Raw genomic sequence first — 14,619 nt, 5'->3', positions numbered from 1 at the left:
GGCGGCTTTTTTAGTCTCTCAAATAAAAACAAAATGATAGGTGTACACGTGCAGAAGTATATCAGTGAAGCGCGTCAGTTATTGGCTCTGGCAATACCGGTGATTCTTGCGCAAATCGCCCAAACCGCAATGGGGTTCGTCGATACCGTGATGGCGGGTGGCTACAGCGCCACCGACATGGCCGCCGTCGCCATCGGGACGTCCATCTGGCTGCCCGCCATTCTGTTCGGTCACGGGTTGCTGCTGGCGTTGACCCCGGTGATTGCTCAGCTCAACGGTTCCGGGCGCCGCGAGCGCATTGCGCATCAGGTTCGCCAGGGGTTCTGGCTGGCAGGTTTCGTCTCGGTACTGATTATGGTTGTCCTGTGGAACGCCGGTTACATCATCCGCGCGATGCACAATATTGATCCGGCCCTGGCGGATAAGGCCGTCGGTTACCTGCGCGCATTGTTATGGGGCGCACCGGGTTATCTGTTTTTTCAGGTTGCGCGTAACCAGTGTGAAGGTCTGGCAAAAACCAAACCCGGCATGGTGATGGGGTTTCTTGGTCTGCTGGTCAACATTCCGGTGAACTATATCTTTATCTATGGTCACTTCGGCATGCCGGAACTCGGTGGTGTCGGTTGCGGCGTAGCCACCGCTGCGGTCTATTGGGTGATGTTCTGCGCGATGCTCTGGTATGTCAAACATGCGCGTTCGATGCGCGATATTCGCAATGAACAGCGCTTCAGCAAGCCGGATAGCGCAGTGATGAAACGCCTGGTGCAATTGGGTCTGCCGATTGCGCTGGCGCTGTTCTTTGAAGTCACGCTGTTCGCCGTCGTGGCGCTGCTGGTTTCGCCGTTGGGCATTGTCGATGTTGCGGGTCACCAGATTGCCCTGAATTTCAGCTCGCTGATGTTTGTACTGCCGATGTCGCTGGCGGCGGCGGTGACTATTCGCGTGGGCTATCGTCTGGGACAAGGCTCTACGCTGGATGCGCAAACCGCCGCGCGTACGGGTTTAGGCGTTGGCGTCTGCATGGCGTGTCTCACTGCAATCTTTACCGTAACGCTGCGTGAGCATATCGCCCTGCTCTATAACGACAATCCTGAAGTAGTGACACTGGCGGCGCAGCTGATGCTGCTGGCGGCGGTGTATCAGATTTCAGACTCCATCCAGGTCATCGGTAGCGGGATCCTGCGTGGTTATAAAGATACGCGTTCGATTTTCTTTATCACCCTTACCGCGTACTGGGTGCTGGGACTGCCGAGCGGTTATATCCTCGCCCTGACCGACCTGGTGGTGGACCGCATGGGGCCGGCTGGATTCTGGATAGGCTTTATCATCGGTCTGACCTCGGCAGCAATCATGATGATGTTGCGGATGCGTTTCCTGCAACGCCAGCCGTCGACGGTCATTCTGCAACGCGCTGCGCGATAAAACGGCAATAGCCGCCAGCTGGCGGCTATTCTCTCGACATTTTGCGCACTTCCTCCGCAATCGGGTGAAATCCGGAAGAAAATTACCATTTCCCTCTTGCCTCATCCCGGCTCTGCCGCTAATATTCGTCCCCGTTGTCACACACAACATTGCGTTCATAGCTCAGTTGGTTAGAGCACCACCTTGACATGGTGGGGGTCGTTGGTTCGAGTCCAATTGAACGCACCATCTCATCTTTATATGCGTCTGTAGCTCAGTTGGTTAGAGCACCACCTTGACATGGTGGGGGTCGATGGTTCGAGTCCATTCAGACGCACCATTTTGCTGTTATCCCGCAATTATCCATCAATTCCCTGTTAACGACTGAACAGTAAACGGTCATTATTCGCCTGACTGCCTGCTACGTAGAATCGGGTAAACCAAGCCGGTTGCCCTGTCATCGCTTCAGGTTTGAGCAACGTAATCACCTGAACGTCGGCAGCCCCCTGCATCCGCTGACGAAACTGCAGATGATCAAACACCCTGATGGCTTCAATAACATAAGCCGTCGCGATCTTTTGATCTTCAATCATGATCAGGTGGTCACCATTATTCTTCTCACCCGAGGGGGCCAGATTGCTCGATCCGGTGAACACTTTGGCGCTTGCCAGATTAAAATCGGTCACCACAAATTTATGGTGAATATTGATTCCCTTACCCCCTGCCCATTCAGTTCGAAATGGCTCTGGCGCTTTTTTCGCCAGGTAGGCAAAATCGGCAACGGCCAGCGTGCCATCCGGTTTAATTACCTGCAATTCTCCCGCCGTATTCACCGTGCCATAGCTGAAGACAGGACGATTCAGTAATTCTGTAAGCGCAACGCCCACCGGTGATTCCTTCATATTATTAAGAAAAGCAATGGAATAGAACACAGACGAACTCGCCTGGTTAATGGCGTTCACCACCGGGTCCAGCGAAAGCGACGTTTCGCGATGGGGAGAATAAGAGATGTTAACCGTCGGACCATTAGCATGTTTTATTGTCTGTATACTCTGCGATAACGGCGAGTGGCGGAATGCTTCAGGCTTAGTAAACGCCTCCTCAAACATCTGACCAAACGATGCCGCAACGCCAGAGGAATGAAAGACCAGCACATTATTCGCCTGGATATAGAGCCCGCGGAAAGAAAAATTGGTTGAGCCGCACAGCACTTTAACCGCCTGATTTTGCTTATCGCGCTGGATCAGGACCTTATGGTGCTGAAGGTTAAAAAAGCGGGTACGTGTGACCTGTGCCCCAGCGGCAGTCAGTCGCTGCGACGCCACGCTTTCGCTGCTGTTCTTCGCGCCGTGCCCTTCCGGGATACCCGTCTCTTTATCTTTCTTTGAAGAATCATCAATCACCGCGCGCAGGCGTGGGCCGATCGCCTCCAGTTTTTCGACCAGATCCGGAAGATCCAGATCAAAGGCCATGAAATCGAGATGGAGATCAGGATTGTCTACTACCTCCTGAATAAACGTATCAATCAGGGTTTTTGCTTCAAATCCCAGCCAGTCATAAACGGTTTCACCCCGACTATTTTTCACATCGTCGCGCAGTTTAAAATTAAGCCCATCCTCACCTGCGCCGGGAATAATGTCAGAGTTATTATTAAACTGGTCACGATATGCCTGCGACGACGCGAAGTTGCGCGTAAAACCAATATCAACAATATCGTCGTATGTGACCGGCGAAAGCTCAATACTGTTTTCCAGGGTAATTCCCTCGCGTAAACTCCCGTCAGGCTCCATATGCATTTTAGTTGCCTGATAGTGATAAATTCCTGCTACCGGTTGCCAGGGAAAATGGATCCAACGAAATCGTTGCAACGGTGCGACGTTGGTATCAAACAACCGATCGCCCGTTACCTTCGCATCCGTATAATCAAAAGCGATACGATTTTTAAGGCAGGTATATTTTTTACTGTTCGGCGGGCACACTTTTACGGCAAAGCCAACAAAGTCAGGTTCGGGTTCATCGACATCGAAACCCAGCAGTACCATTCTTTCTCCACGCCATAGCTTAAAATGAAAACCGTTATCCGTGGCATAGCAGGTATATTCAGACATAGTGACCTCGATGGTTAAATAATTATACTTTTCAGCGCGCCGATATTACGGCTGCAATTTAACGACGGAGAAATCCACAATCGCCCTTGCGGCAAAACAGTAAGGTGCCGAATGTCTGATATCGGGGATCTTATTGCCGTTCACGTCATAAAGCTGGTTACTGTTGAGATCGCGAATCGCGAAGTAGTACAGTTTGTCCAATGCGGAGACTCGCATACCGCCGCTGGCGGGAAGACGGCCGCGCGACGGAAACATTATCGCCTTCAACCGCCCCTCACCCGGTGGCGTAAATATCGCCAGGGTCGGAGCGGTCCCCGCGGGTGCAACGTCTTCCTGCATTTCCACACTCAGACGCCGTCCAGGCAGAACTGCCGAAATATCCAGAGAAACCCAGGCTTCGTTTTGTGCCAGTGATGCCCGATCGGTATTCGGATCCTGGCGGGGGATCGCAGAGCGAAAACCAAGCCCTGTCAGGATTTTGTTTACCCCTACGCTGCCACCACTGACGATCATCGCGGTGAGGATCTCGGTGAACACGCCCCCGGACACCGTGAATCCACGGTAGGCGGAAAACAATTCAACAATCAAATCGAGCTTAAATGAACTAACGACGAGCCAGGAGCCCACCAGCATAATGGGGGTACGCCAGGCGCGTCCCACCACAAGCGCCTGAAAAAGACGCCAGTTAAACAGTAGCGCAAAAGCGCTTTCCATCAGCAGCGCCAGCACAAAGGCCGCCATCAGCACCATGAAGGCCTGCTGGACGGAGGCTGATGAGATCTGGGCCTGTTGCTTCGGAATGACCTGCACCAGCAGCGGTTTGTCCCCTGAACAAGGGGCAACGTTGGTCTCTCCGGTATTAAGCGTGACCAGGAAGGGGGCCTGTTGTGTCTCGGGTACCGTGATGCTGGCAACGAATAGCGCACCGTCCTTTTCCACGGTTATCGTACCAACAGGAGAAGCCTCCGGCGGCGTGATGCAGGGGGCGCGGGCAATCGGTGTGGCGACGCCCGGCTGGACCGGGACAATGGCACTCGACGCCGCCTGTAATTCGGCTGTGGGAGGTAACAATAATAATGCGCTGATGGGTAAAATAAGCAGTAGTCGCATTGTGGCCTCGTGACGAATAATGAAGGAATATCACGTGATTGACTTGCTTTTGTGAGAATAGTGGGGTTTAAAAGTATCGGGGCTAAGCGTAATCCATGATGTAAGCATGAATCTTTCACCCGTTGAGGTGATCGAAAAGTAATATTCCAGTCAGAGAAAATGTGTCGGCATTATTGTTCCCCCTGAATCTGATACAATCCATGACACAATTAATCGTTGAGTATTTAGAGGGAGCAGGATTATGCCTAAATTATTACAGCTTCACTTCGCATTTGATGGACCGTTTGGTCAAGAAATGGCAGACCAACTGCGTGGTCTGGCGGAATCAATTAATCAGGAACCGGGCTTTTTATGGAAGGTGTGGACAGAAAGCGAGCAAAATCAGGAAGCGGGAGGGATTTATCTTTTCGAAAATGAAGAGACCGCGCTGGCCTATCTGGACAAGCATACCGCACGCTTAAAAAATCTCGGCGTTGAGGACGTGATTGCCAAAATATTTGATGTGAATATCCCGTTAAGTGAGATCAATAACGCGAAGCTCGGCTAACGGATAGTGATGAGGGGGCTCTCCCCCTCATGTGACTTAACGAGACGTCAGGCAGGAGAGATATTTTGCTCCCGAACGCTGCACTATCTCGTGGGCATCGCTAACAATATTCAGTCCTTCAAACGCGCCGTACAAACTGGCGAATTTCACACCTTCGAGCCGACGCATAATGCCTGCCACCGTACCAGACGACAAGGGCAGCATGTTGGGATAACTCCACATAAATGATACCGCGTCGGCACCCGGGGTCACCTGCAAGATATCTCCGCTGAGGAGAGTTCCTTCCCCCTCATCCTGGTACAGAACAGTTCCACCGGCAAAATGGCCCCCCAGACGCAGCAACGTGATGCCGGGAAGCAAACTGTGCTCCTCCCCTTCCCACAAGCGGATCCAGGGACTGTCACGCATGATCCAGCCACTGTCAGCGGCATGGAGCCAGACGGGAGCGTCAAACGCCTCCGCCCAGTTCTGCATCGTGGTGTAGTAGTGAGGATGTGAGATAGCGATGGAGCTCAATCCGCCTAATGCGCGGATGATCGTTCGGGTTGCCGGATCCAGATTCGCAATGCAATCCCAGAGGACATTTCCCACCGGCGTTCTGAGCAGAAACGCCCGCTGGTTTATCGCAAAAGCCGGAATGGTTGTCAGGCTAAACAGGTGCGGCGTATGTTGCTGCCACCTGTTGGTGTGGCTGCGAGTCAGGTCGTCAAAATCAATCCACGACTGCCCGGATACCGGCACATATTGCCGCTCATCTTGACAAATCTTGCAGCGTTCGACGGGACGCTGACTGGCGTCATATGAAGTACCACAGGCTTTACACAGCGTTATCATCGTCTCTCCTGACCTGACTCAAACAACGATAAGTATGGCAGAGGATGCAGCCTGTCAGGGACACAATGCTATTCCAGACCAAACCCCGTACCTGACTCATCTACACTTACACGATGTACCACGCGTTTCAGCGGCAGAATAAGAAGAACGGGACGGACAGGGATATGAAAAAAATCGCAATTATCGGGGCTGGCCCGACGGGGGTTTATACCTTTTTCTCATTATTAAAAGAGGATCAGCCACTGGAGATCGCCATCTTCGAACGCGGGCGTGAAGCAGGAATTGGAATGCCTTATGGCCATTCTGAAAATACCCCAATAATGTTGGCAAATATTGCCAGTATCGAGGTCCCCCCGCTTTTCGACACCTGGCTTGAGTGGTTGCAAACTCAGGAGGCACAGTACCTCGCACAATACGGCGTTAAGAAGGAGTCTCTGCACCAGCGCCAGTTTCTGCCACGCATTTTACTGGGCGACTATTTCCGCGCGCAGTTTTTACACGCCGTCCGCCAGGCAGAAAATCAGGGTTTTAAAATAACGTTGTATGAATCCTGTGAAGTCACGGATGTTGCCGCGGGTCCCACTGGCGTACAACTCTGGACGGATCAACACGCGGCGGCGCTGCACGTTGACTTAGCGATTATCGCCACTGGACATGTCTGGCCGGACGATGACGAATCCACACGCGCCTTTTATCCCAGCCCCTGGTCCGGCTTGATGGAGGCTGACGTGCCAGCCGTCCGGGTAGGTATTCTGGGAACCTCACTGAGCGCCCTGGATGCCGCAATGGCCGTTGCGGTACAGCATGGAACGTTTCACGAGACGGAGGAAAATCAGGTCCATTTCTCTCTGGATAAAGACAGTGAAGCGCTGGAGATTACGCTGATGTCCCGTTCCGGCATTTTGCCGGAAGCCGACTTCTACTGCCCCATTCCCTATGAACCGTTAGCGTGCGCTACTGATGAGGCCATTACGCGCGAAATCGATGCGGGTTCAGCAGGACTCCTCGATCGCGTTTTTACCCTTATGCAGCAAGAACTCACATTAGCCGACCCGAAATGGGCTCAGAAAATATCGCTCTCCTTGTTGGATGCGGATAGCTTTCCCACAGCGCTGTTTGCCGACAGAACGCACAGCGATCCGTTCGATTGGGCGGCCGCCAATCTGAAGGAAGTCGAAGCGAACAAGCGAGACAAACACACCGTCGCCTGGCGCTATACCCTGCTGCGTTTACATGAAGGGGTTCAGGATATCGTTGCCCATCTGGATGAAAAAGACAGCAGACGATTCAGTTCAGGACTCGCCCGCGTGTTTATTGATAATTATGCGGCAATCCCGTCAGAGTCCATTCGCCGTATGCTGGCGTTGCACGCCGCCGGTATTCTGCGCATTCTCACGCTGGGACAAAATTACGGGAAGGAGATAAAAGCGGATCGTACCGAGATTACGACGCACAACGATCGTCTGACATTTGACGTTTTCATCGACGCCCGAGGTCAAAAACCCCTGAAGACAGCGGATTTGCCGTTCCCGCGATTACGCAGGCAATTACTGTCGTGTGGTGATGACATTCCGGAAGTTGGTGATGACTATACGCTTCAGGCGTCTGAGAGTGTTCGCGGACGAATTGCCTTTGGCGCGTTGCCCTATTTGATGCATGACCGGCCATTTATTCAGGGGTTAGTCGCCTGCCAGGAAATTGGCACTGCGATGGCCAGGGCGGTATCGAAACCCGCAACCCGCCTGCGCAGACGTTTATCCCTTTATGATGCGTAACGCCGCACGCATTGTGGATGCATCAGGTGCTGTATTTGCCCTATACTTGGCGGATGTCAAAAATGAATGAAGAAGGATGAACGATGGAAATTGATCTCGATAATCTGGTCTTTAGCGGACTGGAAGAAGCACAGGAACGTAACGCAGAGCGTCTGGAAGATGCGGATAAAAAAGCGGAATCGGTGATTGCCGATGACGACTGCGGCGACGCCTGCAAAATCTGATTTAGTTCACCCTGCCGCGCAGTTCTGTGCGGCAGGTCTGTAAGCGCTTTTTAATTCCTCAGTCTTTCCGCCGTTATTGCAGATTTCATTCCAGTACACTTCGCGCATCCGACGATGTTCAGCGTGTTGTTTGATCACGAAACCACTCCGGGTCAATGTTAGCAATGTCCACGCCGTACAGGCTGGCGACAGGAAGAATCGACTCCACAACGCGCTGCAGATTGACCTCTGCACCAGGCTGTCGGGTCGGGTCAGGCGTGATGACATCACGCGCCGAAAGACGCGCCATCCACATTTTTATCTTCTCCATCTCCCGCTCCTTTGCTTGTCAGGTGTTTTTCATTGCAGCGCAAACGGCGTGAAAAATGAAATGCGATTTTTTTTCACCGTTATCTGTTTTTGTTCGTTAGTAACGCTTCGTTAACACACTGTTCACTAATAACTTTTTGCACATAAGTAAGTCTTTTTTCTTCTTTTGTCCTGGGTTTGGGTTGTGGGAGCGTAAAAGGACAAACCAATAACTCCAGGGATATCAAAGAAAATGATGGCAACGAAAATACACAGCTCAAAAAAAACGATCCTCGCTCTCGGCGTCATGCTCGCCGCGAGCGTCATCAGCGTTCAGGTACAGGCCGACCAACTCGCCGATATCAAAGCCGCGGGCGTGGTCAAAGTCGCGACGTTTGACGCCAACCCGCCGTTTGGCTCCGTTGATGCGAAAACGCATCAGATTGTCGGCTACGATGTCGATTTCGCCCAGGCGCTGGCGAAGTCGCTGGGTGTGAAACTGGAACTGGTCGCCACCAACCCCGCCAATCGTATTCCGCTGTTGCAATCGGGCAAAGCCGACCTGATCGTCGCCGATATTACGATCACCCCCGAGCGCGCCCAGGTTATCGACTTTTCCGTGCCCTACTTTGTCACCGGACAGCAGTTCCTGGTGCCGGTCTCGTCACCCGATAAACTGGATGAATACAGCCGCGCCCGCATCGGCGCGGTGAAGGGAACTACCGGTGAGCAGGCGCTGCATCAGCGGTTCCCGCAATCCCGCGTTCTGGCTTACGACGATATTCCGCTGGCGTTAACCGCACTGCGTAACGGCAACGTGCAGGCCATCACTCAGGACTCCACTATTCTGGCGGGCTTGCTTGGCGGCGCACCGGACAAAGCACAGTTCAAAATCCTGCCGGATTTACTCAGCAAAGAAGAGATTGGCGTGGGCGTGAAGAAAGGTGAAACGGCTTTGCTGAAAGCCGTTAACGATGAATTGCTGAGGCTCGAATCCAGCGAGCAGGCGAGCAAAATTTATGACGTCTGGTTTGGCCCGGAAACGAAAAATCCGCAGCCGCGCGCTTTTAAAATTGAGGCCAGATAAGATGCTGGCGGGTTTGTTCACTCCTTCCGCAGCTCAGGCTGCGGATTTCAGCCAGTTACGCCAGGCACGGGTTGCGTTACGTGATGTCGTGAAAGCGTATGGCGATCACCGGGTACTCAACGGCGTCAGTCTCACCGTCGAGCCTGGCGAAGTCGTGACCATTCTTGGCCCCTCGGGATCGGGAAAATCAACCCTGATTCGCCTGATCAACCAACTGGAGTCACTGAGTGGTGGCGACATTTTTATTGATGACAAACCGATCGGTCAGCTTAAGGGAGCCGCGCTGCGACACCTGCGCAGCCGTATAGGCTTTGTTTTCCAGCAGTTCAATCTGTATGCCCATCTGACCGCGCAGCAGAACATCACCCTCGCGCTGGAGTACGTCCACGGCTGGAATAAAACCGATGCCACGAAGCGTGCCAGTGCCTTGCTGGAGCAGGTCGGCCTGGAAGAAAAGGCTGATGCTTATCCGGCACAGCTTTCCGGCGGTCAACAGCAACGGGTGGCAATCGCCCGCGCGCTGGCCTCCTCACCGCAAATTATCCTGTTTGATGAACCCACCTCTGCACTCGATCCGGAAATGATCGGTGAGGTTTTGCAGGTGATGAAACGCCTGGCGCACAGCGGCATTACGATGATTGTGGTAACACACGAGATGCATTTCGCCCGCGAAATTGCCGACCGGGTCGTGTTTATCGACGGCGGCGACATTCTTGAGGTCGCGCCTCCGGATGACTTTTTTACCCGACCACAGCACCCGCGAACTCAGCGCTTTCTGCAAAAGGTACTGGATCCGCTGCATCAGGAGTCATCACAATAATGCCGTCAATGGACTGGCAGGGGGTGCTCACCGGCCTTCCCCTGCAATGGATCCTCTCCGGATTTCTCACCACGCTGTGGGTTAGCGCTGCAGGGATCCTCCTCGCCACGCTGTTGGCGATTATTCTGTTAGCCCTGCGCCTTTCCGGCCATATGGCTGGCCGCCGTGTCGTGGCTTGCTGGGTATCGCTGTTTCGTAACACCCCGCTGCTGGTCCAGTTGTTGTTCTGGTACTTCGCTGGCTGGAATCTGCTGCCGCGTGGATTTGTTGATTTTGTTAACGCAGAACACGGCTGGTCAATCCTGCCCGGCAACGTCTGGTGGTTGACGCCTGAATTTCTCTGCTCGGCATGGGGACTCGGCGTGTTTACCTCGGCGTTCCTGGTCGAGGAAGTGGCCTCCGGGTTACAGGCTGTCTCAGCCGGACAGCGCGAAGCCGCCGTCTCACAGGGGTTTTCCTCGTGGCAGACTTTCCGCCATATCCTGTTACCGCAGGGGCTGACCAACGCCTGGCAACCGGTGGTGGGACAATATCTCAACCTGATGAAACTGTCGTCATTAGCCAGCGGCATTGGCTTTGCGGAACTCACCTACCAGGTTCGCCAGATTGAAAGCTATAACGCCCATGCGCTGGAAGCCTTTGCCGTAGGTACGGGGCTTTATCTGTTCACCGGTGTGGCTCTCGGTCTGCTGCTGACCCGTCTGGGTCCCGCCCCCCGACAGGAGAAAAAAATACCAGCCCGTCGGTTACGGTTCAGGAGTCCACAGCATGATCGCTAATATTGCAGTGATAACCGACAACCTGGATTATCTCTTGTGGGGACGACTGGCTGATGGACAGCCCGGCGGCGTGCTGTTGACTCTGATGATGGCGCTGGGGGCGGCGACACTGGCCTTACCTGGCGGTATTGCCCTTGCCGCTCTCGCCTGGCGTTTTCCGGGTGTCGTCCGGAAGGGATTGTTCGTCTGGGCGGAACTCATTCGCGGGATCCCGCTGATCTTCGTCATTTTCTGGATGTGGTATCTGCTGCCCATGCTGACCGGCAGCGATCTGCCTGGTGCGGCAACCGTGACGCTGGCGCTGGCATGGTTTACCGCCGCGTCGGTTATGCATTCGGTATACGCCGGGCTCAACGCGCTGCCTGACGGACAGTATGATGCAGCCATTGCCCAGGGCTTCAGTCCTGTTCAGGCACTTCGTGGGGTTCTGCTGCCGCAGGTGTTGCGTCATATCCTGCCTTCTCTGACCGGGATATGCATTGGTCTGCTGAAGGACACCTCGCTGGCATTTATTGTCAACGTGCCGGAACTGACAACGGTGGCGGGACAGGTTAACAGCCGGGAGCAGGTTTATCCGGCGGCTATCTTCATCTTTACGGGGCTGGTCTACTATCTGCTCTGCTACGGACTGGAGAAAGCAACCCGGCGACGATTTGCGCTTCGTTGAGCCGTTCAGCACTCCACAAACTGGTGCGCGTCGTCGAGTCGGTATTTCACGCCGGCGCGGATCCCCTCTTCGCCTTCAATCGCAACGGCAAAGCGCACGCGTTCGCCGTCATGATAGGCCAGCGCCGCGCAGCCGCCCGGTCCCAGCACCACGGAGTCAACAACCCCGGTACTGGCAACGATCGCGTTGTCGCCGTTGCAGATGATATGTACATTGTCGCCGCTGTTGGCGATTTTAGCGTCTGCGCCAAAACTCACTATCTGGCTCAGGTCGCCATTACTGGCAACATGGTTTCTTTCGCCCAGCGAACTCACCCGCACACGCATCCCGCTGCTGGCGATCCGCGTTCCGTTACCGGCGCTGCTGATGCGCGTGGAGTTTCCTGCGGCAGCGAGCCTTGCGCGGTCTCCTGAACTGCTGATATGGCTGTTATAGCCGACGCTGCCAATGCGCACGCAGTAACCCGCACTGGCAATCTGTGACGCGTAACCTGCGCTGGCGATCTTCATGTTATCGCCGGCACAGCCCAGATTCGCGTTATCACCCGCGTTTGCCACCTGCTGATCGCCCACAGAGGCATCAGGTTTCGCCAGCCGCGACATGGCGGAGATATCCTGGCGGGCAAAATTTTCTTCATCCAGCCAACGCGACCAGGCGTACTCCACCAGGCTGTTCGCCCAGTCGAGATACCCTTCGCGACTCAACGCCCGATGTACATCGGCGTAGTTACCGCCCTCGGGGAAACGGCGCAGAAACCAGCGGTATATCACCGCACCAACCCGCCAGCTGCGTAAATCTTCTCGCGTGATCAGCATCAGTTAATGCCGGTGATAACCGTCGACCATGCAGCGGAACGTCTCGCCAGGCGTGCGGCCCGTGGTGCACAGGTAGAGGTGACCAAAAATAAAGAACAGGCTGATGACAGCCAGCGCGAAGTGCGCCTGTAACAACCAGTAGCGCACGCCAGGGAACAGGTCTCCCACGACCTGCGGATAGAGCGCCAACAGCCCGCTCAGCAGCAACAGCGGCAACAGTCCATACATCACGCCAACATAAGCCGCCTGCTGTAGTGGGTTAAACTTCGAGCGCGGCGTGGCCGGGAACGGATGCGCTTCGCCCTGCATAATGCCGTAGAGGTAGAAACGGGTCTGTTTTATCGCCCGCGCCACCCAACCCTGGGGGCGAATAAGGTAATGATGGCCGTTTCCGCCCAACGCATTGATCAGTACGAAACCGACCCAGCACGCCAGCAGCAGAAATCCGCAGACTTCATGTACCGTCAGTAAGCTTTTGATCACTGCCGCGCTGACCAATGAAAAGTGATTGATGAGCCCGCTGCCGAGCAGGAGTAAAAACAACAAGGCATTCGACCAGTGCCACAGCCGTACCGCCCGGGAATACAGATAAACCTTCTCGCCATGCCCGGCGGCAGCCTTGTTGGCCGCGCGAAAACGAAGCCAGGCATGCAATCCCAGCACCAGCCACATCGCCACCAGCAGAAGTCCGGCAATCACCAGCCAGACGGGCCAATACTCGGGGGAAAACACCGGCACATAGTTTGCCAGTTGGGCCTGGAACTGTTCAGCATTCTGCGACGCGTTCATACATTATCCTTTTTAATCAAATGTTGACCGAACCGACGATACAGATGGGGCTTACCCGCGCCCGGAAGTTGGTACTGGTAATAGTTGTTTTCCTGTAACCAACGCTGGATGTCCGGGCTGTCCTCACGACCAAACAGCAGCGCATGCTCCGGGCAGGACGTGACACAGATGGGCGGAAAACCTTTGGCCAGCCGCGATTGGGCGCAAAAATCGCATTTGTCCGCCACTTTAGTTTGCGGATTCAGGTAGCGCACCTGATAGGGACACGCGCCAATGCAGTAACTGCAGCCAATGCAGCGCGACGTGTCGACGCGGACGATCCCGTCCTCATCGCGCCACGACGCCCCGGTCGGGCAAACCTCAATGCAGGGCGCATCGTCACAGTGCTGACAAGACTGACGGAAGTAGTGATACAGCGTCTCGTTGTCATTATCTGAAACGGGAATATGCGCGATCGACAAGCGACTTCCCTGCGCAGGAACATGATTCGTTTTGCGACAGGCGCGGGTGCAAATGTTACAGCCGTTACATCGCGATTCATCATGGATCATAACGTAACGCACGGGGCCGCTAGCCGTTGTCTTCGCCAGCAGCGTCTGGCCGGGTCCGCTGAAAAAAATGACGGTTCCCATGCCAAGCACAAATTTTCGTCGAGTGAAGGACATCTTGTTATCCTCTAATGCTGTGGTCGCGCTCGTCCACGCTTTCCATGAATTCAGGGATTCTGAAACTGCTCAACTTCCAGCCATTCGCACAAACCGTACGCTTTGCCGTAACTCATAAAGCGTTCGCTGAATAAGTACGGTACGTCGTTGGATGACGCGACCGTGCGAATATCGGCATAGTCGGGATGCGTTTCAATCGCAGCGAGCGCGGCGTCTATCTGCTGTGGCGCAAAACCGTAAGGCGATTGTTCCAGCATGGCGACCTTGTACGGACGCGGATAAGTCTGGCAGTCAAAGCGCACCGCCTGTGCGATTGCCCGACAGATATCCTTTTCCACTACCTGAACGCACATGTCGGCATAGTTGGCGGTCATGGTCTGGGTTGAGTAGTAATATTCGTCCTGAGAGCCCTGCACCCAGGCAATATCCTCCCCGGCAAGCCCCTCTCTGAGCGTCTCCAGTAGCGGTGCGAGCGCCGCTTCTTCCATCGAGTACGGCGGCTGCAAGAACAGTTCGCGCGCGACAAGCTGGCCGTTCGCCGAAGACTGGCGGATAAAATCCGCCATGATCTCCGCGGGGCTTTCTGGCACCGCCGGTTCATCTACGTCGCCGACCTGTTCACGACGCCCCTGCAACCACTGTCGCTTTTCAAGATCCACATCCGGCGCGACAGGTTGACTCACATCCTCTGAATGGCTCATGTGATGTTC

Annotated in this window: 16 protein-coding genes and 2 tRNA genes; 10 read left to right on the top strand and 8 right to left on the bottom strand. The window is 54.5% G+C overall.

Annotation, left to right across the window (positions count from 1 at the left end):
• Positions 1–48: 48 nt before the first annotated feature.
• The 3 genes from mdtK (at position 49) to F384_RS06385 (ending at position 1,741) form a co-directional block, all read left to right on the top strand.
• Positions 49–1,422 (top strand): multidrug efflux MATE transporter MdtK, encoded by a 1,374-nt coding sequence (gene mdtK, locus F384_RS06395; protein WP_046497819.1) that lies wholly within the window; start codon positions 49–51, stop codon positions 1,420–1,422.
• 151 nt (positions 1,423–1,573) lie between these two features.
• Positions 1,574–1,650 (top strand) — tRNA-Val (locus F384_RS06390).
• Between the two features lie 14 nt (positions 1,651–1,664).
• Positions 1,665–1,741 (top strand) — tRNA-Val (locus F384_RS06385).
• 37 nt (positions 1,742–1,778) lie between these two features.
• On the opposite strand, the gene F384_RS06380 is transcribed toward F384_RS06385, so the two are convergent.
• Together F384_RS06380 and F384_RS06375 are read right to left on the bottom strand one after the other, a co-directional pair.
• Positions 1,779–3,509 carry a phospholipase D-like domain-containing protein gene (locus tag F384_RS06380; RefSeq protein WP_046480472.1) on the bottom strand — a complete coding sequence of 577 codons (1,731 nt, stop codon included), beginning with the start codon at positions 3,507–3,509 and terminating at the stop codon, positions 1,779–1,781.
• 45 nt (positions 3,510–3,554) lie between these two features.
• The gene (locus F384_RS06375) at positions 3,555–4,619 is read right to left on the bottom strand and encodes a hypothetical protein (RefSeq protein WP_046480470.1); all 1,065 of its coding nucleotides are present in this window, start codon (positions 4,617–4,619) and stop codon (positions 3,555–3,557) included.
• Between the two features lie 241 nt (positions 4,620–4,860).
• Between F384_RS06375 and F384_RS06370 the strand changes: the two genes are divergently transcribed.
• Entirely contained in the window at positions 4,861–5,166 is a 306-nt protein-coding gene (locus F384_RS06370) for a monooxygenase (protein WP_046480469.1), read from the top strand.
• 36 nt (positions 5,167–5,202) lie between these two features.
• Here F384_RS06370 and F384_RS06365 read toward each other — a convergent pair whose 3' ends face one another.
• A complete protein-coding gene (locus F384_RS06365; RefSeq protein ID WP_046480467.1) occupies positions 5,203–6,000 on the bottom strand; it encodes an MBL fold metallo-hydrolase in 798 nt (265 codons plus the stop codon).
• A 164-nt stretch (positions 6,001–6,164) separates the two neighbouring features.
• Here F384_RS06365 and F384_RS06360 point away from each other — a divergent pair, with 164 nt between their 5' ends.
• Positions 6,165–7,775 (top strand): FAD-NAD(P)-binding protein, encoded by a 1,611-nt coding sequence (locus F384_RS06360; RefSeq protein WP_046480466.1) that lies wholly within the window; start codon positions 6,165–6,167, stop codon positions 7,773–7,775.
• 83 nt (positions 7,776–7,858) lie between these two features.
• Complete coding sequence (locus F384_RS29780) at positions 7,859–7,999, top strand: hypothetical protein (protein WP_155403979.1); 141 nt, start codon at positions 7,859–7,861, stop codon at positions 7,997–7,999.
• A gap of 118 nt (positions 8,000–8,117) precedes the next feature.
• Here F384_RS29780 and F384_RS06355 read toward each other — a convergent pair whose 3' ends face one another.
• On the bottom strand, positions 8,118–8,309 hold the full coding sequence (locus tag F384_RS06355; protein ID WP_046480464.1) for a hypothetical protein: 192 nt from the start codon (positions 8,307–8,309) through the stop codon (positions 8,118–8,120).
• A gap of 231 nt (positions 8,310–8,540) precedes the next feature.
• Here F384_RS06355 and F384_RS06350 point away from each other — a divergent pair, with 231 nt between their 5' ends.
• The 4 genes from F384_RS06350 to F384_RS06335 are packed head-to-tail and all read left to right on the top strand — an operon-like array spanning position 8,541 to position 11,640.
• Positions 8,541–9,374, top strand: a complete 834-nt coding sequence (locus F384_RS06350) for an ABC transporter substrate-binding protein (RefSeq protein WP_046480462.1) — start codon at positions 8,541–8,543, stop codon at positions 9,372–9,374.
• A 1-nt stretch (position 9,375) separates the two neighbouring features.
• Positions 9,376–10,194 carry an amino acid ABC transporter ATP-binding protein gene (locus tag F384_RS06345; protein WP_046480460.1) on the top strand — a complete coding sequence of 273 codons (819 nt, stop codon included), beginning with the start codon at positions 9,376–9,378 and terminating at the stop codon, positions 10,192–10,194.
• The gene (locus F384_RS06340; protein WP_162200262.1) at positions 10,191–10,973 is read left to right on the top strand and encodes an amino acid ABC transporter permease; all 783 of its coding nucleotides are present in this window, start codon (positions 10,191–10,193) and stop codon (positions 10,971–10,973) included. Before F384_RS06345 ends, F384_RS06340 begins: the two co-directional genes overlap by 4 nt.
• The gene (locus tag F384_RS06335) at positions 10,963–11,640 is read left to right on the top strand and encodes an amino acid ABC transporter permease (protein ID WP_046480457.1); all 678 of its coding nucleotides are present in this window, start codon (positions 10,963–10,965) and stop codon (positions 11,638–11,640) included. The genes F384_RS06340 and F384_RS06335 overlap by 11 nt, the downstream gene beginning before the upstream one ends.
• A 5-nt stretch (positions 11,641–11,645) precedes the next feature.
• On the opposite strand, the gene ydhT is transcribed toward F384_RS06335, so the two are convergent.
• From ydhT to F384_RS06315, 4 genes are read right to left on the bottom strand one after another with little or no spacing between them, the layout of a single operon-like run.
• On the bottom strand, positions 11,646–12,455 hold the full coding sequence (gene ydhT, locus F384_RS06330) for a protein YdhT (protein ID WP_046480455.1): 810 nt from the start codon (positions 12,453–12,455) through the stop codon (positions 11,646–11,648).
• 3 nt (positions 12,456–12,458) lie between these two features.
• Positions 12,459–13,244: a thiosulfate reductase cytochrome B subunit gene (gene phsC / locus F384_RS06325; RefSeq protein WP_046480453.1), complete on the bottom strand. Its 786-nt coding sequence runs from the start codon at positions 13,242–13,244 to the stop codon at positions 12,459–12,461.
• Positions 13,241–13,909, bottom strand: a complete 669-nt coding sequence (locus F384_RS06320) for a 4Fe-4S dicluster domain-containing protein (RefSeq protein WP_046480451.1) — start codon at positions 13,907–13,909, stop codon at positions 13,241–13,243. The genes phsC and F384_RS06320 overlap by 4 nt, the downstream gene beginning before the upstream one ends.
• A gap of 50 nt (positions 13,910–13,959) precedes the next feature.
• Entirely contained in the window at positions 13,960–14,610 is a 651-nt protein-coding gene (locus F384_RS06315) for a YdhW family putative oxidoreductase system protein (protein ID WP_046480449.1), read from the bottom strand.
• Positions 14,611–14,619: the final 9 nt, after the last annotated feature.

Origin of the sequence: Citrobacter amalonaticus Y19, assembly GCF_000981805.1 — a bacterium.
In the GTDB taxonomy this organism is placed as follows: domain Bacteria; phylum Pseudomonadota; class Gammaproteobacteria; order Enterobacterales; family Enterobacteriaceae; genus Citrobacter_A; species Citrobacter_A amalonaticus_C.
This window is presented reverse-complemented; position numbering and strand designations above follow the sequence as displayed.